Origin of the sequence: Dactylococcopsis salina PCC 8305 (genome assembly GCF_000317615.1) — a bacterium.
In the GTDB taxonomy this organism is placed as follows: domain Bacteria; phylum Cyanobacteriota; class Cyanobacteriia; order Cyanobacteriales; family Rubidibacteraceae; genus Halothece; species Halothece salina.
This window is the reverse complement of record NC_019780.1, coordinates 2736729-2761035: the sequence shown is the minus strand read 5'-3', so window position 1 is coordinate 2761035 and position 24307 is coordinate 2736729. Positions and strand designations below refer to the sequence as shown.

Here is a 24307-nt window from a genome sequence, read left to right as displayed (position 1 = left end):
GAAGGGTAAACAATCATGTCTCCAGCTTTGAGCTTAAATGATTGTTATCCTAATGTTGTCTCTAAAATTAATTCTCCTCCTTCATAACTTTCGGGGTTACTTAAAAATAAGGTTAAAGAAACATCTGTTCTGATTTTAGAGTCTCCTTCCTTCATCATGGCATTATCCATGTGCGTCCCGTAAAACATTCCTGTTTGATAACAGTTAATCAATGGTGAACGAAAAAATTATGTTTTTTTTAGAAAACAGATGAAAAGTAAAGAAGTAGAAAAAAATACATATTGATCTTTGGGACGCGCTCCCTAGTGATTAGAGATCAATAACTTGTAAAAGACTTACATTAGAAAAACTTATATTACAGAACGTTACAAGCAACGGAAAAATAAAATCAGAAGGGGCTGGACTTGTAAATCAACATTTTTCATGGTAAATTTTCGTTAGATGGTGGCGAAGTGTGACTAAAATTTAAGAACGTCAGTGCTTAATCCCAGTAATTCGTCACCGAGACAGAAATTGTCTTCATTTTTGAATGAAGAGACGAGATTAATTTATGTAAAGCAGTTTTCGATCGAGAAAAGGTGGGGTTGACAAAAAAAGCGTTATCTGCGTTTATCATTTCAGTCAGAAGTTTTGTGAAGAATGGCTCATTAAGCCGTAAAATATGAAATCGAGTTCCAACCTCACCCAACCTGAAACACTTAGCAATGACTGATCAATCCACTTGTGTGCAAAACCTAACCTTCGATTTAGAAAGCTATCTCCAGGCGAGAAAAGCCATCATCGAGAAAGCTCTGGATCAATCTTTGCCAATCGCAGAGCCTCCTGTCATTTATGAAGCGATGCGGTATTCCCTATTAGCAGGAGGAAAGCGGTTACGTCCAATTCTCTGTTTAGCGACTTGTGAATTGGTGGGAGGGACGATCGAGATGGCGATGCCCACTGCTTGCGCTTTAGAGATGATTCATACCATGTCCTTGATCCATGATGATTTACCCGCAATGGACAATGATGATTATCGTCGCGGACAGTTGACAAATCACAAGAAATATGGGGAAGATATCGCCATTTTAGCAGGAGATGGCTTACTCGCCTATGCCTTTGAATATGTCGCAGCGCAGACGCAAGGGGTGAATCCTTCCTCGGTGTTACGGGTGATTGCCAAGTTAGGTCACACAGTAGGGGCGACAGGATTGGTGGGAGGTCAAGTTCTGGATTTAGCTTCAGAAGGAAACCCAGACATTAGTTTGGAAACCCTGAATTATATTCACACCCACAAAACAGGGGCTTTACTAGAAGCCTGTGTGGTGACAGGTGCAATTTTAGGGGAGGCTAGTGAGGAAACCTTAGCCGCACTGTCTCGCTATGCTTATAACATTGGTTTGGCTTTTCAGATTATAGATGATATTCTCGATATTACGGCAACTCAAGAAGAGTTAGGGAAAACCGCGGGAAAAGACGTGGAAGCAGACAAAGCCACTTATCCTCGTTTGTTGGGGTTAGAGGCTTCTAAAGCGAAAGCAGACGAACTGATTGAAGCGGCTTGTGCCGAAATGTCTCCCTATGGAGATGCAGGTGTTCCCTTAAAAGCGATCGCGCAGTTAATTGCTAATCGCAAGAATTAATCATGGACAACTTTTCGAGTTTATTAGAGAATCATTTGCTCTGGGTTTCCTTGATTGCTTGCTTCATTGCTCAAGGCTTGAAACTGGTAATTGAGTTAATTCGTGATCGGAAATTTAATGCGCGATCGTTATTTACAACGGGAGGAATGCCCAGCGCTCATTCGGCATTAGTTGCGTCTTTAGCCACAGGAGTTGGGATCAAAGAAGGATGGGAAAGTACCGATTTCGCGATCGCGCTTTTGTTTGCAATTATTGTTATGTTTGATGCGGCGGGAGTGCGACAAGCAGCAGGAAAACAAGCTCGTTTATTAAATCAAATTGTCGATGAATTATTCCAAGAACACAAAAATTTTAACGAAGAAAAATTAAAAGAATTACTGGGACATACGCCCTTACAAGTCATTGTTGGCGTGATTCTTGGTGTTATTATTGCCTTAGTGGCTGCACCTTGGCTTTGAGAAGATTAAGCGAATTACTACTTATGAGATGCGTCAGTTTCTTCTTTTTTTGCGGTCGATCGAATTAAACTAGGATTTGTATTTGATTGTAAATTTAGGAGATAACTACTTAACGCCACCAGAAGCACAGCCACCGCAAAAAAAAGTAAATCATTTGTATTTTCAATCGTCATCGGAAGTGCTTTCTTAAAAAAGCTAATAATCATCACCATAACAATCACTTGCAAAATCTTATGTTTCAATTGATCTAAATTTTCAATTTGTAAAATCTTCACTTCTTGATGCTGAAAACGAACATCAATTTCTGAAATAAATAATTCATAAATTCCAAAACTAAAAATCAGTAAAACAATTCCGATTAAGTAATGATCAATTCCTCCCACAACTTTAGTAATTACAGGAATAAATGAGCCATCTTCCTGATAGTCTGCTTGGAAACTATAAAAAATTCCCTCCAATACTTCTAAACTCCCAATGACAAAAAAGTTTAGGGTACTCAACAAGCCAAGAATTACAGGAATGAGAGCAAATAAACGAAACTTCCAAAGACATAATTCAAAATAGGCTTCGATTTTTTCTGGGTTGAGCATAATCTAATGAACAAGGTACAATCTACCATTGTATATCACTAGGCAAGAGAATTGCCCCCTAACCCCCAAGTTTGGGGGAATGAAAGAACGTAGGTTGGGTGGAGAAGACGAAACCCAACACCAATCAGTAGTTCTGAAAATTGCCCCCTAACCCCCAAGTTTGGGGGAAGAAAGAACGTAGGTTGGGTGGAAAGACGAAACCCAACACCAATCAGTAGTTCTGAAAATTGCCCCCTAACCCCCAAGTTTGGGGGAACGAAAGAACGTAGGTTGGGTAGAGACGTTCCATACTTCGACAAGCTCAGTAACAAGAACGTCTCCACGCGAAACCCAACATCAATCAGTTACCAGTTAAGCAGTTACCAGTAGTTCTTAAACTTAATTAGTAAAAGTGAAAGATTGATCTATTCATTGATTACTGGTCACTGGTCACTGATTACTGGTCACTGGTCACTGGTCACTGATTACTGGTCACTGATCACTGGTCACTGGTCACTGATCACTGATCACTGTTCACTGATTCCAGAGAAGCTAAAGGATCAGAAATTTCCTCAGAAGGTGCGTCAAAACTTCCCGTTAAAACATATTCCAACCGTAGCTTTAACCAATTAATAAAATTAACATTGGTAGAAATGACAGCTACCGCAGGTTGTGGACATTTTTCCTTAACAGATTGCAAAGAGGGCGCTTCTAAAAAGGCGGGTTGTTTCACTAACCAAAAATCAATTTCTTGGTTGTGTTCTTTATAATAACGATATCGTTCTTCTAATACTTCTTGAAAAGGCTCTTCTTCTAAAAGGAATTTTTGACTGGCTAAAACGTAATGGTAAGTTGTCATGGCTTTCTTAACTTTTGATGATTGATTTCATTTCACGAACGGCTCGTTCTAATCCTACCAACACAGCACGGCTGATGATACTATGACCAATATTAAGTTCTTCCATCCCTGGAAGAGTCGCAATGGGTGCAACATTATGATAGGTTAACCCATGTCCCGCGTTGACTCGCAAACCGAGGGAAAGCGCCAGTTCACAACTTTCTTGGAGATGGGCTAATTCTCCCTCACGAGTGGTTTCGGTTTTGGCTTCTGCATATCTTCCTGTATGAAGTTCGATGAATTTTGCGCCTGTTTTCGCCGCCGCTTCAATTTGACGGGAGTCTGGATCAATAAACCAACTGACGGGAATCTCAGCACTCTGGAGTTGTTCCACTAGATGAGTCATTCTGGAGGAATCACCAGCGACATCTAAGCCGCCTTCGGTGGTTACTTCTTCTCTTTTTTCTGGCACAACGGTCACATAATCAGGCTTGATTTCTAGCGCGATCGAAATCATTTCTGGAGTTGCTGCCATTTCCAAATTGAGATGGGTTTGTACCGTTTCCCGTAAGAGACGAACATCACGATCTTGAATGTGGCGACGATCTTCTCGCAAATGGACGGTAATCCCATCAGCGCCGCCTAATTCTGCTAAAACCGCTCCTGCTATCGGATCAGGTTCGATCGTGCGTCTAGCTTGTCGAATCGTGGCGATATGGTCGATATTTACGCCGAGGGTGACGATCGTCGGTTGCTCTTGTTTTCTCCCCTGATTGCTCATAACTCGTTAATCTAACACCATGCGTGAAGAATTAGCGCTACATACCGACCCATTATTCCCCCCTTTCAAAGGGGGGTTAGGGGGGATTTAATGTAACATCTACTTTTTAAATTGGTATAACATAAGTTTTAAAATTAATATCACTAAATTGTTTTCCTGATCAAGGAATGGTTTGTTATCCTTGATGGTTATTATGATCTGCGGTTGAAGGGGGAAGAGAAATAAAATTATGGCTCTAGTTGTTCAAAAGTTTGGCGGCACTTCGGTGGGATCGGTAGAGCGCATTAAAAAGGTAGCTCACCGAGTATCGGAAACTGTAAAAGCAGGAAATCAGGTTGTTGTCGTGGTTTCAGCGATGGGAAAAACCACAGACGAGTTAGTGAGTTTGGCGCAAAAGGTTTCTCGTCATCCCAGTCGGCGAGAAATGGATATGTTACTCTCTACAGGAGAACAGGTTTCGATCGCGCTGTTAAGCATGGCGTTACAGGAATTAGGACAACCAGCGTTATCCTTAACAGGAGCGCAAATGGGGATTGTCACCGAAACCGATCACAGTCGCGCTCGTATTTTAGAAATTAAGCCCGATCGCGCTCAACGTCACTTAGAAAAAGGGGAAGTGGTTGTTGTCGCTGGCTTTCAAGGAATCAGCCACAGTGAAGATTTAGAAATCACAACGTTAGGGAGAGGTGGATCAGATACTTCCGCCGTCGCCCTTGCCGCCGCCCTCCAAGCAGATTACTGTGAAATTTACACTGACGTTCCTGGTATTTTAACCACAGACCCCCGTTTAGTGCCAGAAGCTCGGTTAATGTCAGCGATTACCTGTGATGAAATGCTGGAATTGGCAAGTTTAGGGGCAAAAGTCTTACATCCTCGCGCCGTCGAAATTGCGAGGAATTATGGAGTCACCCTCGTGGTTCGATCGAGTTGGAGTGATGAACCTGGAACCAAAGTTATTTCCCCCTTATCCCAATCCCGTTCCCTCAGTGGTTTGGAAATTGGGAAAGCAGTGGATAGTGTACAGTTGGATACTTCTCAAGGACAAGTCGTTTTATTGAGAGTTCCCGACTCCCCAGGTATCGCAGGGAAATTATTCGGGGAAATTGCCAGTCAAAACGTCGATGTGGATTTAATTATTCAGTCCATCCATGAAGGAAATACCAACGATATCGCCTTCACCGTACAACGAGAGGTAATTGACACCGCAGAAGCCGTCGCCAGCGCGATCGCGCCCTCTCTGCGCTCTTCTGACAGTGTAAACGAAGCAGAAGTAATGACCAAACCGAAAATCGCCACCGTTGCGATCACGGGAGCGGGAATGATTGGTCGTCCTGGTATTGCCGCGAAAATGTTTTCTACCTTAGCAGAGGCTAACGTGAATATTCGGATGATTTCCACTTCTGAAGTCAAAATCGGATGTGTCATTGAAGAAACCGACGGCGATCGCGCGGTTAACGCCCTCTGTGAAGCCTTTTCTCTCAATAGTTCCCCCGTATTCTCTCATGCTCCCAAAACCGATCATCCTCCTGTGCGCGGAGTCGCCCTCGACATGAACCAAACCCAAATCGCCATCCGTCATGTTCCCGACTATCCAGGAAGAGCCGCCAAAATCTTTGGCAAACTCGCCACAGAAAACATCAGCGTTGATATGATTATCCAATCTCAACGGTCTCACCTCGTTAATCAAATTCCGAGCCGTGATCTAGCGTTCACGGTAGCAAAAACCGATACGGAAATTACGCAAAAAACCTTAAAAAATCTTCTCCCTGAAATTGGCGCTCAGGATATACTTGTGGATGAAGACATTGCTAAAGTTAGCGTTGTGGGTGCGGGAATGGTGGGAAACCCTGGAGTTGCCGCCAAAATGTTTTCGGCTTTGGCACAAGAGCAAATTAACATCAAAATGATCACGACTTCCGAGATTAAAATTAGCTGTGTTGTTGCCAAATCTCAAGGAGAAATTGCCTTGAAAACTATCCATCAAGTTTTTAATCTCGATGATAATCATTAAAATAGTTTAATTTTTTCCAGTAAACCCGATCGCATCTGGCGGTTTCTACACCTGTAGCAATTTGATAACCATTGTTTTCATAAAGTCGGACTGCTTCTTGTAAAACTGTCGCCGTTTCTAGCCAAATTTCTTCATAACCTTGAGCGGCGATCGCCCTTTCTAATTCCCTTAATAAATACGTTCCTAAGCCTTGTCCTCGCACTATTGGCAACAGATACATTTTCCGAATTTCTACGGCTTTATTGCCACGAGAAATGGGATAATAACCAGCAGTTCCGACAATTTTTTCTTCCTGTTCTACAACCCAGAATTCTCCTCCCGTTTCTTGATAAAATTGTTCTACCTCTACCACATCTTGATCGGCATCTTTGGGATCAAATGTCAGTCCATATTCGGTTAAAATTTGATCAATAATTTCCCTCACCACTGCTTGATCGCGCTTTTCCCAAGACCGAATTAAGAAATCATTATAAATTTCTTTCATAACTTTTTACTTTTTCAACCGTTTAGAAACTTGACGAATCACGCCACTGGCGATCGATCCCAACATTAAAATTCCGATCGCAGGAGTAAAGACAGGTTGCCAGAGTTTATACCACAAATCGAGTCCGAGGGAAACATCCGCCGCTCGTCCCACTAGCGCGATCGCAAACCAAAAAAAGCCAGCCAACACGAGAAATAAGTCTAACATTAAAGCGCGATCGAGCCACTGTAAAAACTTTTCTTTCATTAGACTATAAAATCAAACTACCAATTTTATCCGCCTGCTGATTATACAATCTTTCTTCCAGTACATCCCTAATATCTTCTCCTTTATATTTACTCACATCGTCTAAAATTTTCTTCAAAGATTGATTAATTTCGTCTTGTAAATTTTTTGCTGTCATTTCAGCATTAATCGCAATTAATTTTTCAAATGGTTTAGAAAAACTTGGATAATTACTCCCATAATAGAGTTTCGCATAAAAGCCCAGATTCTGGTGACTATAGCCAATTACAACATAAGGCACATTGCCATTAATCTCAAGACAGTTAGTAGAAATAAAGCTCACGATTTGTTCAATCCGCAACATTTGAATAACTCCTCATACTTTTTTCCCTTCCTCAGGGTAGGTTTGGGGGGATTAGCCAATCTACCATTAAGTTTCGCTTAACAAAAATTAACACCTTTAGTTTACTACTAATCGATGCTCAATTGCAAGTGCTAATTTAGTCAAAAACTCCCCACCCATGAAAATACAAGAAAATCCTTAATTTTCTCTAGACACAGTATGAATTTTTAAGAAATTTGTCCCTTTTGCTTGCTGTATTGGAGAGCCACCCAGAATCAATATTTTATCACCAGAAGCCACTAAATTCCGTTGTAGCAAACAAGACTCCATTTCCGTAATTAATACTTCTAAACCCTCCTCTTGCGGTTGTAATAATAACGGTTTTACCCCCCAAATCAAATTTAAACGATGATACACTACTAAACTGGGGGTAAACGCAACAATTGGGGCTTTTGGGCGTTCATCAGAAGCAATGCGAGCCGTGTAACCAGTGGTAGTAAAGCAAGCAATACAGCGCAAATTAATAATTTTGTCGATACAATTTAGAGATTCACTTAAAGCATGAGTTTCCGTTTTTTCCGCAGGAGGATAATTAATAAACTGTACTTCTGGCTCAATTTCTTCTGCGATCGAAGCCATGGTTTTAATAGCTGCAATGGGATAATTTCCCATTGCAGACTCTCCCGACAGCATGATCGCATCTGTACCATCAATGATAGCATTAGCAACATCAGAAGCCTCAGCGCGAGTGGGACGAGGAGAATTAATCATACTCTCTAACATTTGCGTCGCTGTAATCACAGGAATCCCTTTTTTATTACAACTTTGAATGATTTTCTTTTGTAATAAAGGGACTTTTTCGGGTCGCATTTCTACGCCTAAATCCCCTCGTGCTACCATCATCCCATCGCATTCTTTAACTAATTCATCGAAATTTTCGATCGCCTGTGGTTTTTCAATTTTCGCAATCACTGGAATATTTGCTTCTCGAAATTTCAGGAAGTCTTTCAGACAATGAATGTCCTCAACACCGCGCACAAAACTTAAACAAACCCAATCAATTTCCTGTGCAATTCCAAACTCTAAATCTTCTTGATCTTTAGCCGTAAGAGAGGGAAGAGAAAGGTTTAAGTTGGGAAAATTAACGCCTTTCCGACTTTTTAAAATTCCTCCAGTAATCACACGACAATAAACCTGTGTCCCTTCAATTTTTCCCACTTCTAACTCTAGGTTTCCATCATCTAATAAAACCTGTGCGCCAGGTTGTGCGTCTTCTGCTAGATGAGGATAATCAATGGGAATACAATTAGCAATATTCTCCTTGATGGAATTGGGAATTAAGATAACTTTTTCGCCAGCGTTGAGAGTTATTTCTCCTTTTGGAAGTTGACCCACCCGAATTTTTGGTCCTTGTAAATCTTGTAAAAGCGTGATCGGATGATCTAATTCTGTAGAGATTTTTCTGAGGCGCTCGATCGTCCTCCCATGATCATCATAACTGCCATGAGAAAAGTTTAAACGAGCCACATTCATTCCTGCTTTTACCAGTTCACGGATCACCATTTCCGATTGACTTGCTGGTCCGATGGTAGCGACAATTTTTGTGCGATGGGAAAAGGAATTAACAGACATAATCTAACCAGAAATTGCGCTGAGTTTCTTGAGAATTTGTAAAACTTGATAAAGGTCTTTTTCACGATTACCTATAAATAGTTTATTCGATAATCCATACTGAGGGGTTTCTCTTTGTATTAATTTAAGAAATTGGAAATCAGCACCGTTAGTAATTAAGCCGTATGTCATCAAGTTGGGATTAGCATCAGCTAACATATAAGCTAATAATTGAGCTAGTCCTTCTTCTAAGGAAAAAGACAGTTGTTTCGATTCAATAATCATTGCCCAAATTTGAGGTTTTAAGATTAAGATGTCAAGCCTTCCTTCAATGAGAACACCTTCCGATTCTTTCGCGATAGAAATTGATTTTTCTGCTTTTATGGAGTAAGGTTGTAAGTAAAATCCTCCAATAAAGAGAAGGGGACTAATAATTGTTAGTTTAACGACGTTTTCCAATAAAGGAGGATTATCTAGGAGGTTAAAGTAGCCAGATTGAATTCGATCAAGTTCTTGTTTTTCTAGAGAGGTTAATGAGGGAAGATTGATTTGCCATTCTGAGAAAAAATTAGGATCATTAATTCGTTGTAAGCTAAACTGATCAATTAGATAACGTAAATTAATTTCTCTTGCGGAAAAAGTAGATGTCATCTTTATTTCCCTCCTTTTTTGTTTGTTAAAAAATGGGATTTTAATTGTTATACCAATTTAAAAAGTAGATGTTACTTGTAGGGTTTGCCTTGCCCACCCTACTACTTGACTTTATGTTACAACTTGACCCAGACCTTGCTAAACTGATATAAACCAACAGTGCCAGTTAGATTAATTCCAGCATGACTTCTTCTTCCCTCGATTTAGAAACTCAACTCAGTGATTTAAAAACCAACGCTCTGAGCGCGATCGCGCAAACAAGTGATTTAGAGACCCTTGAACAGTTGCGAGTGCAATATCTGGGTAAAAAAGGACAACTCTCCCAAGTGTTACGAGGGATGGGGAAACTTTCAGCAGAAGAACGTCCTCGCATTGGATCACTGGCAAATGAGGTTAAAGAAGCGATTCAAGGCGCGATCGAGCAAAGGCAAGAAAACCTACAAAAATCACAACTAGAAGCCAAACTCGCCTCAGAAACCCTAGATGTCACAATGCCTGGGGTGATGCGTTCTCTTGGACAAGTGCATCCTCTCAACGGTATGATTGACAAAATGCTGGATATTTTCGTTGGCTTAGGCTACACCGTCGCTGAGGGATACGAAGTCGAAACCGACTACTATAACTTTGAAGCGCTGAACACCCCTCAAGATCACCCAGCGCGAGATATGCAGGACACTTTCTATCTTCCCGATGGGAACTTATTACGCACTCATACGTCATCAGTACAAATCCGTTACATGGAACAACACGAGCCACCGTTGCGGGTAATCGCACCAGGACGAGTTTATCGACGAGACACAGTAGATGCTACTCATTCCGCCGTTTTCCATCAACTAGAATTATTAGCAGTGGAAGAGGGATTAAGATTCACTGACCTACGGGGAACAATCAAAGAATTTTTACGACAGATGTTTGGGGACGATCTACAGGTGCGCTTTCGGGCGAGTTATTTCCCCTTCACTGAACCTTCCGCAGAAGTCGATGTGCAGTGGCAGGGAAAATGGTTAGAAGTGTTAGGCTGTGGGATGGTTGACCCCAATGTTTTAAAAGCAGTGGGTTATGATCCTGAACGTTACACAGGATTTGCCGCCGGGTTAGGTGTAGAACGTTTCGCAATGGTATTACACCAGATGGATGATATTCGGCGGTTGTATAACAGCGATTTACGTTTCTTGCGACAGTTTATTTAAAAAAAGGTTGTTGGGTTACGTTACCCTTCACCCAACCTACCCTCTCTTAAGCCCCCCGAACTCGCGGGGGGTTTGGGGGGATTATTTAACAAGACCGCCGAGAAGTCCCCATCCACACTCGTAAGAGTTGGGTGGGGACGGGGCTTATAAAGGTCGGAATGCGATTCCGACCACAGCCCCTCATGAAAGGCGGGTCAATCGAGAGGTTCGATACCTTGAGATTGACAAATTGCGGAGCGTATTCTATCATAAATAGAGTTTACGTTATTTTCTGTCATGCGTAGAGCAATCAAGGTACGGCTATATCCAACTCAATCTCAGCAGTCCCAACTCAATCAAGTAATGGGATGTGCTAGATATTGGTGGAATTATGCTCTAGCTCTATGCAAACAGCATTATAAAGATACAGGAAAGGGGTTAGGGCGAACGACTCTTAATGCTTATCTTCCCAACTTAAAAAGTCAGGAAGAAACCGCTTTTCTCAAAGACTGTCCTTCTCAAGTCTTACAAGCCACCACCTTAAATCTGACTAAGGCTTATAAGAACTTTTTTGAGGGGCGTGCAAGGTATCCGAGATTCAAAAGTTTTCATCAAAGACAGTCTTGCCAATTTCCCCAAAGTGTCAAGATAGTCGATAATCAAGCCTTAAAACTACCCAAGATGAAAGGGCTGGTCAAAGCAAAAATCCATCGACTTTTTGAGGATGGGGAGTTAAAGACAGTCACCATTAGTCGAACCCCTACTGGGAAGTATTACGCTTCTTTATTGTTTGAGACTCAACAGGAAGAACCAACGCCAGTTACAGAAGGTAAGGTGGCGGGAATTGATTTAGGAATCAAGGATTTTGCTATTGTTAACGATGGTGAGAAATGTTCTAAATTTCCTAACCCTAAGCACCTCTCTAAACATGAGAAAAATCTCAAGCGTAAACAGAAAAAGTTAGCACGTAAACAAAAAGGTTCTCAATCAAGAGAAAAAGCGAGAAAGCTAGTCGCTAAGGTACACGAACGAGTTAGCAATACCCGCCAAGACTACCTCCATAAGATATCCCGAACAATTGTGGATAATAATCAGGTAGTCGTAGTGGAGAATTTGAACATCAAGGGTATGGTTCGTAACCACAAACTAGCAAAAGCAATTTCTGATGTCGGTTGGGGAATGTTTGTCAACTTTTTGGACTATAAACTCAAAGAAAAAGGTGGGGTTTTAGTCGAAATTGATAGATGGTTTCCTAGCTCTAAACTTTGCTCTAATTGTCATTATGAAATGGAAAGTCTAGACTTGAGTGTTAGAGAATGGACTTGTCCGAAATGTGGCACTCACCATGATCGTGACGAAAATGCAAGTGCAAACATAAGAGCAGAGGGAATCAGAATGCTTACCGTCTCTGGAACGGGGACGGCTGCGGTAGGAGGGGATAGAAGTCCTAAACTTGGTCGTAAGGTCAAGTTTGGGCATTCCCCGATGGAAGAGTCTTCGGATTCTTCTGAGAGTACCGAAGCCCCACTCACAGCGTCAGCTTGAGTGGGGTAGTTCACCAATGGCATTAATTAGCAAAACGAATTTTTAAGTAATCCTCATCCATTTTTGCCCCTCTCGGTTGTAACGCAGCCAACGCTTGGGGTAAAACAAGATTCCGCCGATGGTTTCCAATGCGAACATTTAATTCATCCCCAGTTTTATTTAACTGAATTTTATCTTTCGCTATGCCAGGTAGATACAACTCTAAACTATATGCCCCATCTTCCTGTTGTTTAACCTGAATGGTGTTTTCTTCATGGTAAACTTGCGTTGGGTCTTCTCCCTGATAAAGGGTTTCTTTCAGTAATTCCAGTGCCTCTAAACCGCACATTTCCGAGGAGTAGAGAGGAACTTCTTTCACGGGTAAAGGATGAAAATTATCGTGGATTTCTTGACGATAAATTTGTTGGCTATCTTTCCATTTTTTGAAAAACGGATCACTTACTTCGTCGGGAATAATACGATTAGCGACGACCATATCTGTTGCTACATTATACAAGCTCAGATAAGCATGAGCGCGGGCGGATTCTTTGATCACCATTTTTTCTGGGTTAGTGACTAACCGCACCGAGGTTTTCTTATTATCGGTTAAAACCTTTTCTAAAGCCTCAATTTGCTCGTAAAATTCATAAGGGGCATCCATCACTTCTTCTGTGGGGAGAGAGAAGCCAGCAATGGGACGGAAAATGGGTTCAACAATGGGACGCAACGCCGCCGACATTCCTCGAAAGGGCTTATAAAAGCGTCGCATATACCAGCCTCCTACTTCAGGAATGCTGAGTAAACGTAGCGCGGTTCCTGTGGGCGCAGAATCCACAATCAGAACATCATACTCTTCTTCATCGTAATGGCGTTTCATCCGTACTAAACCAAAAATTTCGTCCATGCCTGGAAGAATCGCCAATTCTTCTGCTTGTACTCCTTCTAATCCTCTCGCTTGTAAAACTTCTGTGATGTAGCGTTTCACTGCACCCCAGTTGTCTTCTAATTCCACTAGCGCATCTAATTCCGCACCGTCCAAGTTTTGCCGCACTTTCTTCGGTTTGTGGGTCATTTCTTGATCAAAACTATCTGCGAGGGAGTGGGCGGGATCAGTGCTGAGAACAAGGGTTTTATAGCCCAATTCGGCACATTTTAGCCCTGTCGCGGCTGCTACTGAGGTTTTCCCAACTCCACCCTTTCCTGTCATTAAAATGACGCGCATTCCCAAGACTCCTTACTTTAAAAAAGTTTACATTTTCTCATTGTTACAGAGAAAAATGCTGTTTGAGAACCTCCCAACGGGAACAATGCCAATAATCAATATGAGAAATAATTTTTTGATCGGTGTTGATTTTTAATTCACTCCAGCCTGGGATAGAGATGCGCGGTTGCCAGGGTAGGGGAGTTGTCCAGTTGAGTGTCCACTCAGTATGGATAGTGTTTTCAATTTGTTTGATGCTGTGAAGTTCGAGGTTAATGTCTTTAAACCAAGTGCTGATAAAGTTGATCATTGATTGATAACGTTTGATTCCTTGAAATTCGGTTAAGGGGTCTTTAAAATAAACATCTTCTGCATAAATGTTATAGCTTTGATTGGCGGGAAATTTTTGATAGTCTGCTTCGATCGTTTCGATTATACTCATTTTGCCATTCTTGAGGTTAAGTTTACAAATCTAGAGATAATTGTTTAGCAATACGAGTGCTATAAATGCGGTAGTAATTGATAGCTCCTCCGAGAAAAAATAAAATACTGCCGACAATATATTCCCAAGCGACGTAAGTAAATAATAACCATTGTTCTTGGAAATCGATCGGTTGCCAAAGATAAGGAATTGAAGCAACTAAAAAGAGAGTTGATCCTAAAGCAAAGGCGATCGCGGTAATATTTAAAAGTTGGAGTTTGACGATCGAACTGGCTTTGGCAATTTCAATAATATTGATACAAGCACCAATGAGAAAGAATAAACTCCCGATAATAAAGCACCAGCTACCCGTAACAATCATATCAATATCTGATAAGAAGAAGAGACTCCCCACGACAAATAAAACGGTTCCGATTACATAAACATTGGCAACTAAAAATTCTAGCCAATCCCAAAGACTTAAAAAGGTTTGAGAGCGTAAATAACGAGAGGATTCCCATAAATCTTGACCAGTAACAATTAAATAAACCAGTGAACCACCGAAGAAAATCCAAGCACCGATATCAAGTAAGTGTTCGTATTGGGGAAGAAAAAATATGCTTCCGATAATAAAGGTAATGCCACCAATAATATAAAGGATTCCGTTCACTAATTCCCAATTATATTGATTGATACCTAATTCTTTTTCGTCGAAGAGTGTATATTGACGAGGACGAGATGTAAACAGATGAGGCATTTTTCTTTAATTTTTAACCGATTTTGAGGGTGAAATTATTGGATCAGGACAAACCGTTGTCAGTTCTCCGAATAGGATGATGCGATCGAACAGTCTTCTGATATTTTATAGCAAATTTAATTATTATTTGTTACATCATTTTAGAAAATTCAGGTTACAGTTGATCCCCCCAAACCCCCCTTATTAAGGGGGGCTTAAGTAGTCACTTTGTAGCACTAATTGTTCACGCATGATATTATTAATGGTTTTGGTAAATTGGGCGATCGTGCTACTTTTAGGGGATGATGGTTGTGGAAAATTTGAAGTGATGATTACAGGGAAAACAAAGTTGTTGGGAGTGATTGGTGATCCAGTGGAACATTCCCTGTCGCCAGTCATGCAAAATGCGGCGCTAAATGAGTTAGGTTTGGATTATGTTTATGTTCCCCTACCTGTGAAAAAAGGGGATTTAAACCGAGCGTTGGCTGGCTTTACAGCGATTGATTTGGTGGGGTTTAATGCGACAATTCCTCACAAACAGGCAATTATTCCTTTGCTCGATCGAATCACCCCAGAAGCGCAAAAAGTCGGGGCTGTGAACACTGTATGGCGCACGGAAAAGGGGTGGGAAGGCACAAATACCGATGTGGATGGTTTCATTGCGCCTTTAATCCCTCTCGATCGTGATTGGTCACAAGTTATGCCTGTGATTTTAGGAAATGGAGGAGCTGCACGAGCGGTAATTGTTGGTTGTGAGAAGTTGGGCTGTTCAAAAGTTGCTGTGGTGGGGCGGAATCGGGAGAAATTAGAGCAATTTCAGCGCAGTTGGGAGGAAACAGGGTTAAAAACAGAAATCTGTCCTTATTCTTGGCAGGATTTGCCCAATTTACTCTCTCAAACCCAATTATTAGTGAATACGACTCCGATCGGAATGTCCCCTCAAATTGAATCTTCCCCAGTCGAAGCAACAGCACTAAAACACCTTCCCAACGGCGCGATCGTTTATGATTTGATTTATACCCCTCGTCCTACCCGCTTTCTACAACTGGCGCAACAGTTAGGAGAATATACCACGATTGATGGTTTAGAAATGCTGATTCAACAAGGGGCGATCGCCCTCGAAACTTGGCTAGAACAACCGATTCCGATCGAGGTGATGAGAGAAGCACTGCACAGTGTGATAACTTGCCAAGAAAGCACAATTTCGTATTTTACGCTACAGATTTTCCCAAAATCGTAAAGAAAGTTTGCAAAACTTTACGAAGATTGTTAAGATAGCTTCAGTAAACCAAATTGTCCCATTTCCTGAACTGAGTTTAACAGCAGCGTCAGGCGGTCTTGGTGCAACTTAGGTTTTCTCCTCCCAACGCAGCAAGCTAGACAAGCCAGCCCCCTCGGCTGGTTTTTTTATATTTGTTACTGGTTGTTTGTTATAGGTTGGGTGAAGAGAAGCGTAACCCAACACCAATCAGTCAGCCCCCTAACCCCCAATCTTGGGGGAACATCAAAACGTAGAACGTAGGTTGGGTGAAGAGAAGCGTCACCCAACACCAATCAGTTAGCCCCCTAACCCCCAATCTTGGGGGAACATCAAAACGTAGAACGTAGGTTGGGTGAAGAGAAGCGTCACCCAACACCAATCAGTTAGCCCCCTAACCCCCAATCTTGGGGGAACATCTTTACCCATTCAACATGAACTATAAACAATCACCTAAACTGGGTATAAAATCATTACTTTATGTTTAGCCATGAAACATTCTTGGAAAGTCCTTCTCTTAACCCTTAGTTTCATTCTAATTCCCACAACAGCTTGGAGTGAATCCTTAAAAGAGAAAACTGAAGAAGAAGTCACAACTGTTGAAGAAAATCTTGAACCGAAAATTAACGAACTTCTCCCTGATTTGAGTGCGGAAGAATTTAATTATCTCGCGACTTTAATGAAAGCCGATCGACTCTATAAAAGAGGAGAAAAAGAGGAAGCAGAAACCCTTTACCAAGAAGCCAAAAAATCCTTTCAAACCGAAACCACAGAACCCTCAAACAAACCCTATACAGATCAAGCCTCTCTTCCTCCTGGCGGTAAAGTTTATTGGCGTTATGGAAAAGCCGAATTTAACCCCAAACTAGAAACAAAAACTCTCTCACCACTTCAACTTTTAACGGAAAAATATCAAAGTTTTATTCCTGGTCATATTCGTTATGCGGAGGCGTTAGTTTATTTCGATCAAAGCGAAAAAGCCATTACTCATCTCGAAAGTGCTGTTTCTCGTTATCCTCAACAATTAACCTTAGTTAAAGCACTAATTCCCCTTTATGAAAAAAACGAACAATGGTTAGACGCATCATTAACCGCTCGTCAATTTGCTATCCTTAATTCTGAACATTCGCAAGCGGATAATTATCAAAATCTTGCTGATAAACATCTCGAAAAATATGAAAGTCAGCTTCGATCGCGCCTTCGAGAAAATGCCTTTGCGAGTATCATTACTGGTGCTTTAAGCTATGCCTTAACTGGAAATTTAGCGGGGCCACTGTCTGCGATCGAATCGACAACTTTATTATTACAAGGAGAGTCTGGCGTTGGCAATAGTATTTCCGATAACTTAGAAAAAAGATTACCTTTATTAGAAGATAAAGCAGTCAATCAATACATCACAGAAATTGGTGAAAACTTAACCGAATATTCAGGAAGAGATAGTTTTGATTACGAATTTTATATCATCATGGACGAAAACTTAAATGCGTTCGCGCTTCCAGGTGGTAAAATATTTATTAATGCTGGTGCTATTTTAGAAACGAAATCAGAAGCAGAATTAGCAGGATTAGTCGCTCACGAATTAGCACACGCCGTTTTGTCTCATGGGTTTCAATTAGTAACCGAAGGAAACTTATTAGCAAATGTTAGTCAATTTGTTCCCTATGGGGGAACTGCTGCTAATTTAATTGTTCTCAATTATAGTCGCCATATGGAACGCCAAGCCGATGAATTGGGAACTCGTTTATTAGCGAGTAGTGAATACGCCGCCGATGGACTTTATCATCTCATGTTAACTTTAGAAGAAAAAAATACCGATCGAGCGACTCCTCCCGCTTGGTTATCCACTCACCCCGACACCACAGAAAGAGTCAATAACATTAAGACTCAAATCGTCGAAAATGGTTATAATCGTTATACCTATGAAGGCGTTAGTGAGCATCAACAAATCAAACAAAAAGTGGCGGAATTATTAGCAGAATATCAAGCGGAACAAGAAGAAAAAGAAAGTGATGATAACGAAGAAGATTAACCCTTTTTTACAGCAAAACGAAGAAACAGTAACCGCGTGGATATTTTTAACACCCGCTTTAATTTTACTAGGAATCTTTGTTTTCTATCCCATCACTTACCTGTTTTATCTCAGTTTTACAACGGGGAGTTTTACCGTAGAAGGAGTGCAATGGTCGGGATTACGAAACTATCTTCGCTTATTAATCAATCCTGATTTTTGGCAAGTCATTCGTAATACCATTTACTTTACCATTGCCACCGTCATTCCGAGCTTAATTTTACCTCTAATGATTGCTGTCTTTCTCAATCAATCAGTGGCGTTGCGAGGGATATTACGCACGGTTTATTTTATTCCTTCGATTACCTCTTTAGTCGCAGTGGGATTAGGGTTTCGTTGGTTATTTCAAAATCAAGGACCCGTGAATGAACTATTAATTAATCTCGGTTTTAATCCTGTTCCTTGGCTTAATAGTACCCTTTGGGCGATGCCAGTTTTAATTATACTGAGTATCTGGCAGCAAATCGGGTTTAATATGGTCGTTTTTTTAGCAGGATTACAAGCCATTCCTCAAATGCGATATGAAGCCGCAGAGTTAGACGGTGCCGATGGTTTAGCAAAGTTCTGGTATATTACTTTACCCGGTTTACGTCCCACTTTAATTTTTACCACGATTACCACAATTATTTTTACCTTGCGAAGTTTTGAACAGGTTTATGTAGTGACAGGAGGCGGTCCCCTAAACTCAACAAATCTTTTGGTTTATTATATCTATCAGGAAGCCTTTGCGCGGTTCGATTTTGGTTATGCGGCGGCGGCGGCAACGGTTTTATTAATAGTAACTTTGGTGTTAGTTTATGTTCAACTGCGCTTTAGAATTGAAGAATGAAAAAACAACGTTTAGACACCTTGCTGGTTACTCGTGAACTTTGCGAATCTCGACAAAAGGCACAACGATTAATTCGTGCTGGAGAAATTAAAGTAAATGACCAAGTAATTGATAAACCAGGAACGTTAGTCGATACAGAAGCACGTTTGCTGGTCGCACAACGTCCGCCGTTTGTGTCGAGAGGCGGCGAAAAGTTGGCGAAGGCGCTGTCAGAGTTTTCCCTTCAGGTAAAAGGGCGAATTTGTCTTGATGGGGGGATTTCTACGGGAGGGTTCACAGATTGCTTATTGCAAGCGGAAGCAAAACAGGTTTACGGGGTGGATGTGGGTTATGGACAAGTGGCATGGCAGTTACGTCAAGATGAACGAGTGATCTTAAAAGAACGGACAAACTTACGTTATTTGCAACCAGAAGCGTTATATGGTGATTCTCCTCGCGCTGATTTCGGAGTGCTTGATTTGTCTTTTATTTCCTTAAATAAGGTCTTAAAGCCCCTCTGGGAGTTGTTAATTTCCCCTAGAGAGGTGGTGGTATTAGTGAAGCCTCAATTTGAAGTGGGGCGCGATCGAGTCGGGGAAAAAGGGGTGGTTCGCAGTGCTAAATATCATTACCTGGGAATAATGCAGGTCATACAAACGGCGGAAGATATGGGTTGGATGATTGGGGGCTTAACCTGGTCTCCCCTACGCGGTCCGGCGGGAAATATTGAGTATTTACTTTGGTTGACCACAGAGTCAACACTTTTGTCAGGCGCGGAAGTGAGTGACTCTTTTGTTGAAAACTTAACCAACATGGCAACGAAAGCACTCAACCCGCGTCTTTAGTCCATCTGATTGAAAATTATGATTAATGTTCCATTCGACTCGCAATTGGCATTCGCCAACCAGTACCAAAAGCACGATCAGTTACTTTTAAGCCTGGTGGCGCTTGACGACGTTTAAATTCAGCTTTTCGCACTAAATTCGTTACTTTCTTCACAATTTCTGAGGGAAATCCCGCATCAATAATTTGCTTCGGTGCTTGATGTTCATGGATGAAACGGTGCAAAATTTCATCAAGAATATCGTAGGGAGGAAGGGAGTCTTGATCTTGTTGATCAGGTTTTAATTCCGCGCTGGGGGCTTTATTAATAACGGTTTCTGGGATAATTTCTTGGTTTCGATTTAACCAGCGACAAATTGAATAAACTCTTGTTTTGGGTACGTCAGAAATTACGGCAAGTCCGCCATTCATGTCACCGTATAAGGTACAATATCCCACAGCCATTTCTGATTTATTGCCCGTAGAAAGTAACAAATAATTAAATTTATTGGCGATCGCCATTAATAAATTCCCTCTAATTCTTGACTGTAGATTTTCCTCTGCGACCCCAAATTCTGTTCCTGAAAATAGGGGTGCTAAAATCTGATCGTAGGCTTTCATGGCGGGTTCAATGGGTAACGTCAGACTACGGATTCCTAAGTTATTGACAAGGCTTTCTCCATCACGAATTGAACCAGAAGAACTATAAGGAGAAGGCATTAATACCCCAAAAACATTGTCTTTTCCTAATGCCGATCGAGCGATCGCAGCGACTAAAGAAGAGTCAATTCCGCCACTCAAACCAATCACCACTTGTTTAAACCCACACTTGCGAACATAGTCTTTTACACCCAATACCAATGCTTCCCAAATTTCCTCATCTTCTTGCTCGATCGAAGCAGCAATTTTAGTCGGTTTCAAGTCTTCTTCACTGGCTGAAAATTCAGAAAGAATCAAGTCTGTCTGAAACGATTTCCCACGAGAAACAATATCTCCTTTCCGATTAAAAGCGATACTACTCCCATCAAAAATCAGATCATCATTTGCTCCCACTTGGTTAGCATAAACGATCGGAATGCCATAATTAACTGCGCTATGACGCAGCATAGACTCTCTTAATTTTTGTTTTCCCACACTGTAGGGAGACGCGGATAAATTCACAATCAAATCCACTCCTTGTGTCGCTAAATCTTCTAAAGGATTGTGTTGATAGTTGCGTTTTCCCCAAAATTTATCATCATTCCAAAGGTCTTCACAAATCGTTACTCCAATGGTAATCGGTAGATTTTTTTCTGCGGTTGAGTTAACTTTAATCACAAAACAGTTGCTTTGTTTTCCTGGTTCAAAATAGCGCACTTCATCAAAGACATCATAAGTAGGGAGTAACCGTTTATGGAAATAAGTGACCACCTTTCCCGCTTCTAATAAAGCAATACTATTGTGTAAGGGTTTTTCCCCTTTTTCCGTTGCGTGAGGATTGATGGTTGCGACTCCCACTAACACACTAATCTGAGGAGGAAGCTGTTTCGCTAATGTCTCCAATTGCTGAGACATCTGACTAATAAAACTGGGATTAAGTAGATGATCACGAGGAGGATAACCACATAAAGAGAGTTCTGGTGTTAGTAATAATTGTACGTTTTCTGCGGCTGCTTTTTGAGCAACATCGAGGATATTTTGGCTGTTTCCTGTTAAATCACCAATGGTAGAATTGAGTTGAGCGATCGCGATTTTCATTAATTTCTCCTGATCAAATAAAAACTAAAGGTTTATCTTTTAATAATGCAAACGCATCTTCATCAAAACGGTAGAGAGTCGCTGGTCTTCCCGCGCCTCGTGAGACTTTCAGCCCTGTATCAGTTAAAAATCCGAGCTTTAAAAGACGAGCGCGAAAGTTAGAATAATCGGAAAAATGCTCGCCTAAAACTGTGGTGTAAAACTGATATAAATCGTTGAGAGTAAAGGCTTCTGGTAGCACCTTAAACGCGATCGGGCTATATTCCAATTTATTCCTTAAACGTTGATAACCATAATCTAAAATGCGATTATGATCGAATGCCAATTGGGGAGTTTCCTTCAATAAATGCCAAACCGCCTTTCGATTTCCTGTCGTGATTAAATTTGTATCTTCATACCGTACTAAAGCAAAATAACTCACCGAAAGATACCGTTGATCTTGATTATTTTTCTGATCTCTGGGATCACGTCCAGGTTCTCCAAATGTATAAAGTTGTTCTAAATATAGATTCTCCACTTCAATTTTTTCCGATAACGTTCGATCGGCCGCCGCTTCTAAAGATTCACCGACGCGGACTAATGTTCCAGGTAAACTAAAATAGTTCGCATAAGGTTCTTTATAGCGTTTGACCAATAAAATTAAAAGTCGATTGTGTTGAGTATCCACTGAAAAAATGACATTATCGACTCCCACTTTAAACTCAGCTACAGAAGGTTTAACCGATGCTAATTTATAGTTTTCCATGAATACAAATTTTGTTCCTGAATATAACTTCTTACCGAGTCATCAACCACATCTGTTTTCCCATTTTCCCGATAAGCTGTAGAAGACACTGGAGGTGCGTTGAGATCAGCAACTTGATAAGTTGTTCCCATTTCCTCTAGTATCTTTAATTCTTTTTCTGTGGGAGGATAACCAGGACGAGGGATAATTAATAAATTCACTCGCTGTAATAATTCTTGACTCGCATACCAACGGGAAATTTGAGTAACGAGATCAGAACCAATAACAAAAGTAAACGCTGCATTTTCCCCCCAGATATCCTCTGCTTTTTCTACAGTTTCGATGCTTCTTGGACTACTCAGTTCACTATAAAGTTGTACATTATGTTTAGACGTATTTAAAGAAGCAATCATCAACTCCAACATTTTCATCCGATGCTTTAAAGGAGTTTGTTGGGATTTTAAGGGATTATCGGCTGCCCAAACTGCAACTTGATCATAATGGTAAGAAAGCCATTCTAAAATTGTTTTATGTCCTTGGGTGGGTGGATCAGCGCTAGTTCCAAATAGGGCGATCGAAGATGAGTGGAAAGATTGATGATCAGTCATTATTAATCAGGTGTTGAAGTTGGTCAGAAAGTTGAACCGAAATCGTTTCAGGGTGATCAATTTGACGCACCGCATCGGGAAGAGATAAAGTTGATTCTCTAGTGCGATCGCGCAGGATTTTTAAGCTCGGTGTTGGCTGCAGTTTTGTTCCCTGTTTCATCACTAATTGTAAAAGCGGCGTTTCTTCTGGTTTGGGTGATTCTGTCATTAAACCTAACCGATCGTGCTGTATTTTTCCCGCTTCCCAATGACGAAAAACTTGTTTGCGTCCAGGATAGGTTTCCTTACTGGTGGATTGTTTGCGAGTGGTTACGCCGTCAATTTCTACCAGTTTATACACACCGTTAATCGGTGTACCCGTGACTAATTTAGTGCCAATCCCATAACCATCAATTATTCCTCCTGTTGCTAACAGCCGTTGGATTTCCCATTCATCGAGATCACCACTGACAAAAATCGCCACATCTGGAAGCAACGATCGCACCGTTTGAGATAATGCCGCCAGATTACCAGAGTCAATCCTGACACCAGTAAGTTGTCGGTTTCCCGCTTCGATCGCCTCCTTGAGACGTTTCGTTGCTTCGATCGGATCATAAGTATCAATCAGCAACGGAGACGTGGGAAAATAGCGACTAAACGCCTGAAATGCTTCCGCTTCTCCCTCCTTTCCCCTTCCGATCGCCATCACTAAAGAATGTGCCATCGTCCCACTAGGTTTTTCTCCCAACTGTAGCGCCGCGAGAACATTAGAAGTCGCATCAAATCCAGACGCAAGCGCCGATCGGGCCGCCCAAAGAGAGGCTTGAGGACTAAACGCGCGTCTCGTGCCAAACTCTAATAAAGTAGCTGTGTCTGCCGCAATATCTCGCATTCTCGCCGCTTTTGTGGCAATGAGAGTTTGATAGTTAATGGTATTGAGAAGATAGGTTTCCACCAGTTGCGCTTGCCATAAAGGGGCTTCTACCCGTAAAAAAGGCTCATGGGGAAATACGGCTGTTCCTTCTGGCATTGCCCACACTTCCCCTGTAAAAACCTTTCCCGCTAGCAATGACCAAAACCGATCGGGAGCATGGTCAAAAATCCCTGTTTGTTGCAACTGTTCGATTTGCGATCGAGAAAACTGTAGTTGTTCGAGGTAGTCTAGAGCTTGCGCTAACCCCATTGTAATGAGATAGCCGTAGGAAGCAGGTAAACGACGCACAAATAGCTCGAAACTTGCCGCCTTTTCGGCGATTCCTTCCCCCACATAACACGCTCCCATCGTTAGCTGATAAAGGTCAGTGAGGAGACTATAGTCTGGCGGTGAAACAGTTAGAGACGGTTGCGACATTGCATTCTCGTTTAATTTCTTTGGTCTAATTATAGTGAATTTTACCAAAAAAGTAGGTTGGGTAGAGACGTGCCATGGAACGTCTCCACGCGAAACCCAACACTAATTACAAGTTTTAGCCCCCTAACCCCCAATCTTGGGGGAACTATAAAGGGGTCACATATGATGTCCAATTGCACTAGGTTAAACTGAAGCAGAATCATTACTTATAAAATCAGCGCAGGAGAAAGATTAAATGGGATTATTCGATCGAGTTTCAGGGGGAAGAAGACAAAATAATATCACTCTTTCCCCAGCAGAAGCCTTCG

General features: G+C 41.4%; 25 protein-coding genes. 9 read left to right on the top strand and 16 right to left on the bottom strand.

Features of this window, described 5'->3' with window-relative positions; all coding sequences use genetic code 11:
• Positions 1-44 precede the first annotated feature (44 nt).
• Positions 45-188, bottom strand: coding sequence for a 2OG-Fe(II) oxygenase family protein (locus DACSA_RS22240; protein WP_232225090.1), 144 nt, complete (start codon positions 186-188; stop codon positions 45-47).
• Positions 189-704: 516 nt separating this feature from the next.
• On the opposite strand from DACSA_RS22240, the gene crtE reads away from it, so the two are divergent.
• Positions 705-1622 carry a geranylgeranyl diphosphate synthase CrtE gene (gene crtE / locus DACSA_RS13325; protein WP_015230257.1) on the top strand — a complete coding sequence of 306 codons (918 nt, stop codon included), beginning with the start codon at positions 705-707 and terminating at the stop codon, positions 1620-1622.
• A gap of 2 nt (positions 1623-1624) precedes the next feature.
• Positions 1625-2080, top strand: a complete 456-nt coding sequence (locus DACSA_RS13320) for a divergent PAP2 family protein (protein WP_015230256.1) — start codon at positions 1625-1627, stop codon at positions 2078-2080.
• Between the two features lie 17 nt (positions 2081-2097).
• Here DACSA_RS13320 and DACSA_RS13315 read toward each other — a convergent pair whose 3' ends face one another.
• From DACSA_RS13315 to DACSA_RS13305, 3 genes are all read right to left on the bottom strand, one after another.
• Positions 2098-2670 carry a YqhA family protein gene (locus DACSA_RS13315; RefSeq protein WP_015230255.1) on the bottom strand — a complete coding sequence of 191 codons (573 nt, stop codon included), beginning with the start codon at positions 2668-2670 and terminating at the stop codon, positions 2098-2100.
• Positions 2671-3169: 499 nt separating this feature from the next.
• Positions 3170-3508: an MgPME-cyclase complex family protein gene (locus DACSA_RS13310; RefSeq protein WP_015230254.1), complete on the bottom strand. Its 339-nt coding sequence runs from the start codon at positions 3506-3508 to the stop codon at positions 3170-3172.
• A 7-nt stretch (positions 3509-3515) separates the two neighbouring features.
• On the bottom strand, positions 3516-4268 hold the full coding sequence (locus DACSA_RS13305; protein WP_015230253.1) for a pyridoxine 5'-phosphate synthase: 753 nt from the start codon (positions 4266-4268) through the stop codon (positions 3516-3518).
• A gap of 229 nt (positions 4269-4497) precedes the next feature.
• Here DACSA_RS13305 and DACSA_RS13300 point away from each other — a divergent pair, with 229 nt between their 5' ends.
• Complete coding sequence (locus DACSA_RS13300; protein ID WP_015230252.1) at positions 4498-6279, top strand: aspartate kinase; 1782 nt, start codon at positions 4498-4500, stop codon at positions 6277-6279.
• Here the strand turns inward: DACSA_RS13300 and DACSA_RS13295 are convergent.
• The 5 genes from DACSA_RS13295 to DACSA_RS13275 form a co-directional block, all read right to left on the bottom strand.
• Positions 6257-6763 (bottom strand): GNAT family N-acetyltransferase, encoded by a 507-nt coding sequence (locus tag DACSA_RS13295; RefSeq protein ID WP_015230251.1) that lies wholly within the window; start codon positions 6761-6763, stop codon positions 6257-6259. The genes DACSA_RS13300 and DACSA_RS13295 overlap by 23 nt on opposite strands.
• A gap of 6 nt (positions 6764-6769) precedes the next feature.
• On the bottom strand, positions 6770-7009 hold the full coding sequence (locus DACSA_RS13290) for a hypothetical protein (RefSeq protein ID WP_015230250.1): 240 nt from the start codon (positions 7007-7009) through the stop codon (positions 6770-6772).
• A 4-nt stretch (positions 7010-7013) separates the two neighbouring features.
• Positions 7014-7352, bottom strand: coding sequence for a hypothetical protein (locus DACSA_RS13285; RefSeq protein ID WP_015230249.1), 339 nt, complete (start codon positions 7350-7352; stop codon positions 7014-7016).
• A 177-nt stretch (positions 7353-7529) separates the two neighbouring features.
• On the bottom strand, positions 7530-8963 hold the full coding sequence (gene pyk, locus DACSA_RS13280) for a pyruvate kinase (RefSeq protein ID WP_015230248.1): 1434 nt from the start codon (positions 8961-8963) through the stop codon (positions 7530-7532).
• Between the two features lie 3 nt (positions 8964-8966).
• The gene (locus DACSA_RS13275; protein WP_015230247.1) at positions 8967-9593 is read right to left on the bottom strand and encodes a hypothetical protein; all 627 of its coding nucleotides are present in this window, start codon (positions 9591-9593) and stop codon (positions 8967-8969) included.
• Between the two features lie 182 nt (positions 9594-9775).
• Here DACSA_RS13275 and pheS point away from each other — a divergent pair, with 182 nt between their 5' ends.
• Both pheS and DACSA_RS13265 read left to right on the top strand, forming a co-directional pair.
• Positions 9776-10783, top strand: a complete 1008-nt coding sequence (gene pheS, locus DACSA_RS13270; protein WP_015230246.1) for a phenylalanine--tRNA ligase subunit alpha — start codon at positions 9776-9778, stop codon at positions 10781-10783.
• Between the two features lie 276 nt (positions 10784-11059).
• The gene (locus DACSA_RS13265; protein ID WP_015230245.1) at positions 11060-12307 is read left to right on the top strand and encodes an RNA-guided endonuclease InsQ/TnpB family protein; all 1248 of its coding nucleotides are present in this window, start codon (positions 11060-11062) and stop codon (positions 12305-12307) included.
• A 22-nt stretch (positions 12308-12329) separates the two neighbouring features.
• Here the strand turns inward: DACSA_RS13265 and DACSA_RS13260 are convergent, their stop codons facing one another.
• From DACSA_RS13260 to DACSA_RS13250, 3 genes are read right to left on the bottom strand one after another with little or no spacing between them, the layout of a single operon-like run.
• Complete coding sequence (locus tag DACSA_RS13260) at positions 12330-13508, bottom strand: TRC40/GET3/ArsA family transport-energizing ATPase (protein WP_015230244.1); 1179 nt, start codon at positions 13506-13508, stop codon at positions 12330-12332.
• A gap of 43 nt (positions 13509-13551) precedes the next feature.
• On the bottom strand, positions 13552-13929 hold the full coding sequence (locus tag DACSA_RS13255) for a DUF2358 domain-containing protein (protein ID WP_015230243.1): 378 nt from the start codon (positions 13927-13929) through the stop codon (positions 13552-13554).
• A gap of 22 nt (positions 13930-13951) precedes the next feature.
• Positions 13952-14665: a YrhK family protein gene (locus DACSA_RS13250; RefSeq protein ID WP_015230242.1), complete on the bottom strand. Its 714-nt coding sequence runs from the start codon at positions 14663-14665 to the stop codon at positions 13952-13954.
• A gap of 307 nt (positions 14666-14972) precedes the next feature.
• Between DACSA_RS13250 and DACSA_RS13245 the strand changes: the two genes are divergently transcribed.
• The 4 genes from DACSA_RS13245 (at position 14973) to DACSA_RS13230 (ending at position 19623) form a co-directional block, all read left to right on the top strand.
• Positions 14973-15884, top strand: coding sequence for a shikimate dehydrogenase (locus DACSA_RS13245; RefSeq protein WP_051017378.1), 912 nt, complete (start codon positions 14973-14975; stop codon positions 15882-15884).
• Positions 15885-16392: 508 nt separating this feature from the next.
• Positions 16393-17931 carry a M48 family metallopeptidase gene (locus DACSA_RS13240; protein ID WP_015230240.1) on the top strand — a complete coding sequence of 513 codons (1539 nt, stop codon included), beginning with the start codon at positions 16393-16395 and terminating at the stop codon, positions 17929-17931.
• Entirely contained in the window at positions 17912-18799 is an 888-nt protein-coding gene (locus DACSA_RS13235) for a carbohydrate ABC transporter permease (RefSeq protein ID WP_015230239.1), read from the top strand. Before DACSA_RS13240 ends, DACSA_RS13235 begins: the two co-directional genes overlap by 20 nt.
• Positions 18796-19623 (top strand): TlyA family RNA methyltransferase, encoded by an 828-nt coding sequence (locus tag DACSA_RS13230; RefSeq protein WP_015230238.1) that lies wholly within the window; start codon positions 18796-18798, stop codon positions 19621-19623. Before DACSA_RS13235 ends, DACSA_RS13230 begins: the two co-directional genes overlap by 4 nt.
• 22 nt (positions 19624-19645) lie before the next feature.
• On the opposite strand, the gene DACSA_RS13225 is transcribed toward DACSA_RS13230, so the two are convergent.
• From DACSA_RS13225 to DACSA_RS13210, 4 genes are read right to left on the bottom strand one after another with little or no spacing between them, the layout of a single operon-like run.
• The gene (locus DACSA_RS13225; protein ID WP_015230237.1) at positions 19646-21337 is read right to left on the bottom strand and encodes an NAD+ synthase; all 1692 of its coding nucleotides are present in this window, start codon (positions 21335-21337) and stop codon (positions 19646-19648) included.
• Positions 21338-21350: 13 nt separating this feature from the next.
• Complete coding sequence (locus tag DACSA_RS13220; RefSeq protein ID WP_015230236.1) at positions 21351-22082, bottom strand: NUDIX hydrolase; 732 nt, start codon at positions 22080-22082, stop codon at positions 21351-21353.
• Entirely contained in the window at positions 22064-22669 is a 606-nt protein-coding gene (locus DACSA_RS13215; RefSeq protein ID WP_015230235.1) for a nicotinate-nucleotide adenylyltransferase, read from the bottom strand. Before DACSA_RS13215 ends, DACSA_RS13220 begins: the two co-directional genes overlap by 19 nt.
• Positions 22662-23999 carry a nicotinate phosphoribosyltransferase gene (locus tag DACSA_RS13210; protein ID WP_015230234.1) on the bottom strand — a complete coding sequence of 446 codons (1338 nt, stop codon included), beginning with the start codon at positions 23997-23999 and terminating at the stop codon, positions 22662-22664. The genes DACSA_RS13215 and DACSA_RS13210 overlap by 8 nt, the downstream gene beginning before the upstream one ends.
• Positions 24000-24307 lie beyond the last annotated feature (308 nt).

What these genes read in the sequence shown, in the direction of transcription:
- DACSA_RS22240 (WP_232225090.1), bottom strand. Translation starts at nt 188, where the DNA reads ATGTTTTACGGGACGCACATGGATAATGCCATGATGAAGGAAGGAGAC.
- crtE (WP_015230257.1), top strand. Translation starts at nt 705, where the DNA reads ATGACTGATCAATCCACTTGTGTGCAAAACCTAACCTTCGATTTAGAA.
- DACSA_RS13320 (WP_015230256.1), top strand. Translation starts at nt 1,625, where the DNA reads ATGGACAACTTTTCGAGTTTATTAGAGAATCATTTGCTCTGGGTTTCC.
- DACSA_RS13315 (WP_015230255.1), bottom strand. Translation starts at nt 2,670, where the DNA reads ATGCTCAACCCAGAAAAAATCGAAGCCTATTTTGAATTATGTCTTTGG.
- DACSA_RS13310 (WP_015230254.1), bottom strand. Translation starts at nt 3,508, where the DNA reads ATGACAACTTACCATTACGTTTTAGCCAGTCAAAAATTCCTTTTAGAA.
- DACSA_RS13305 (WP_015230253.1), bottom strand. Translation starts at nt 4,268, where the DNA reads ATGAGCAATCAGGGGAGAAAACAAGAGCAACCGACGATCGTCACCCTC.
- DACSA_RS13300 (WP_015230252.1), top strand. Translation starts at nt 4,498, where the DNA reads ATGGCTCTAGTTGTTCAAAAGTTTGGCGGCACTTCGGTGGGATCGGTA.
- DACSA_RS13295 (WP_015230251.1), bottom strand. Translation starts at nt 6,763, where the DNA reads ATGAAAGAAATTTATAATGATTTCTTAATTCGGTCTTGGGAAAAGCGC.
- DACSA_RS13290 (WP_015230250.1), bottom strand. Translation starts at nt 7,009, where the DNA reads ATGAAAGAAAAGTTTTTACAGTGGCTCGATCGCGCTTTAATGTTAGAC.
- DACSA_RS13285 (WP_015230249.1), bottom strand. Translation starts at nt 7,352, where the DNA reads ATGTTGCGGATTGAACAAATCGTGAGCTTTATTTCTACTAACTGTCTT.
- pyk (WP_015230248.1), bottom strand. Translation starts at nt 8,963, where the DNA reads ATGTCTGTTAATTCCTTTTCCCATCGCACAAAAATTGTCGCTACCATC.
- DACSA_RS13275 (WP_015230247.1), bottom strand. Translation starts at nt 9,593, where the DNA reads ATGACATCTACTTTTTCCGCAAGAGAAATTAATTTACGTTATCTAATT.
- pheS (WP_015230246.1), top strand. Translation starts at nt 9,776, where the DNA reads ATGACTTCTTCTTCCCTCGATTTAGAAACTCAACTCAGTGATTTAAAA.
- DACSA_RS13265 (WP_015230245.1), top strand. Translation starts at nt 11,060, where the DNA reads ATGCGTAGAGCAATCAAGGTACGGCTATATCCAACTCAATCTCAGCAG.
- DACSA_RS13260 (WP_015230244.1), bottom strand. Translation starts at nt 13,508, where the DNA reads ATGCGCGTCATTTTAATGACAGGAAAGGGTGGAGTTGGGAAAACCTCA.
- DACSA_RS13255 (WP_015230243.1), bottom strand. Translation starts at nt 13,929, where the DNA reads ATGAGTATAATCGAAACGATCGAAGCAGACTATCAAAAATTTCCCGCC.
- DACSA_RS13250 (WP_015230242.1), bottom strand. Translation starts at nt 14,665, where the DNA reads ATGCCTCATCTGTTTACATCTCGTCCTCGTCAATATACACTCTTCGAC.
- DACSA_RS13245 (WP_051017378.1), top strand. Translation starts at nt 14,973, where the DNA reads ATGATTACAGGGAAAACAAAGTTGTTGGGAGTGATTGGTGATCCAGTG.
- DACSA_RS13240 (WP_015230240.1), top strand. Translation starts at nt 16,393, where the DNA reads ATGAAACATTCTTGGAAAGTCCTTCTCTTAACCCTTAGTTTCATTCTA.
- DACSA_RS13235 (WP_015230239.1), top strand. Translation starts at nt 17,912, where the DNA reads ATGATAACGAAGAAGATTAACCCTTTTTTACAGCAAAACGAAGAAACA.
- DACSA_RS13230 (WP_015230238.1), top strand. Translation starts at nt 18,796, where the DNA reads ATGAAAAAACAACGTTTAGACACCTTGCTGGTTACTCGTGAACTTTGC.
- DACSA_RS13225 (WP_015230237.1), bottom strand. Translation starts at nt 21,337, where the DNA reads ATGAAAATCGCGATCGCTCAACTCAATTCTACCATTGGTGATTTAACA.
- DACSA_RS13220 (WP_015230236.1), bottom strand. Translation starts at nt 22,082, where the DNA reads ATGGAAAACTATAAATTAGCATCGGTTAAACCTTCTGTAGCTGAGTTT.
- DACSA_RS13215 (WP_015230235.1), bottom strand. Translation starts at nt 22,669, where the DNA reads ATGACTGATCATCAATCTTTCCACTCATCTTCGATCGCCCTATTTGGA.
- DACSA_RS13210 (WP_015230234.1), bottom strand. Translation starts at nt 23,999, where the DNA reads ATGTCGCAACCGTCTCTAACTGTTTCACCGCCAGACTATAGTCTCCTC.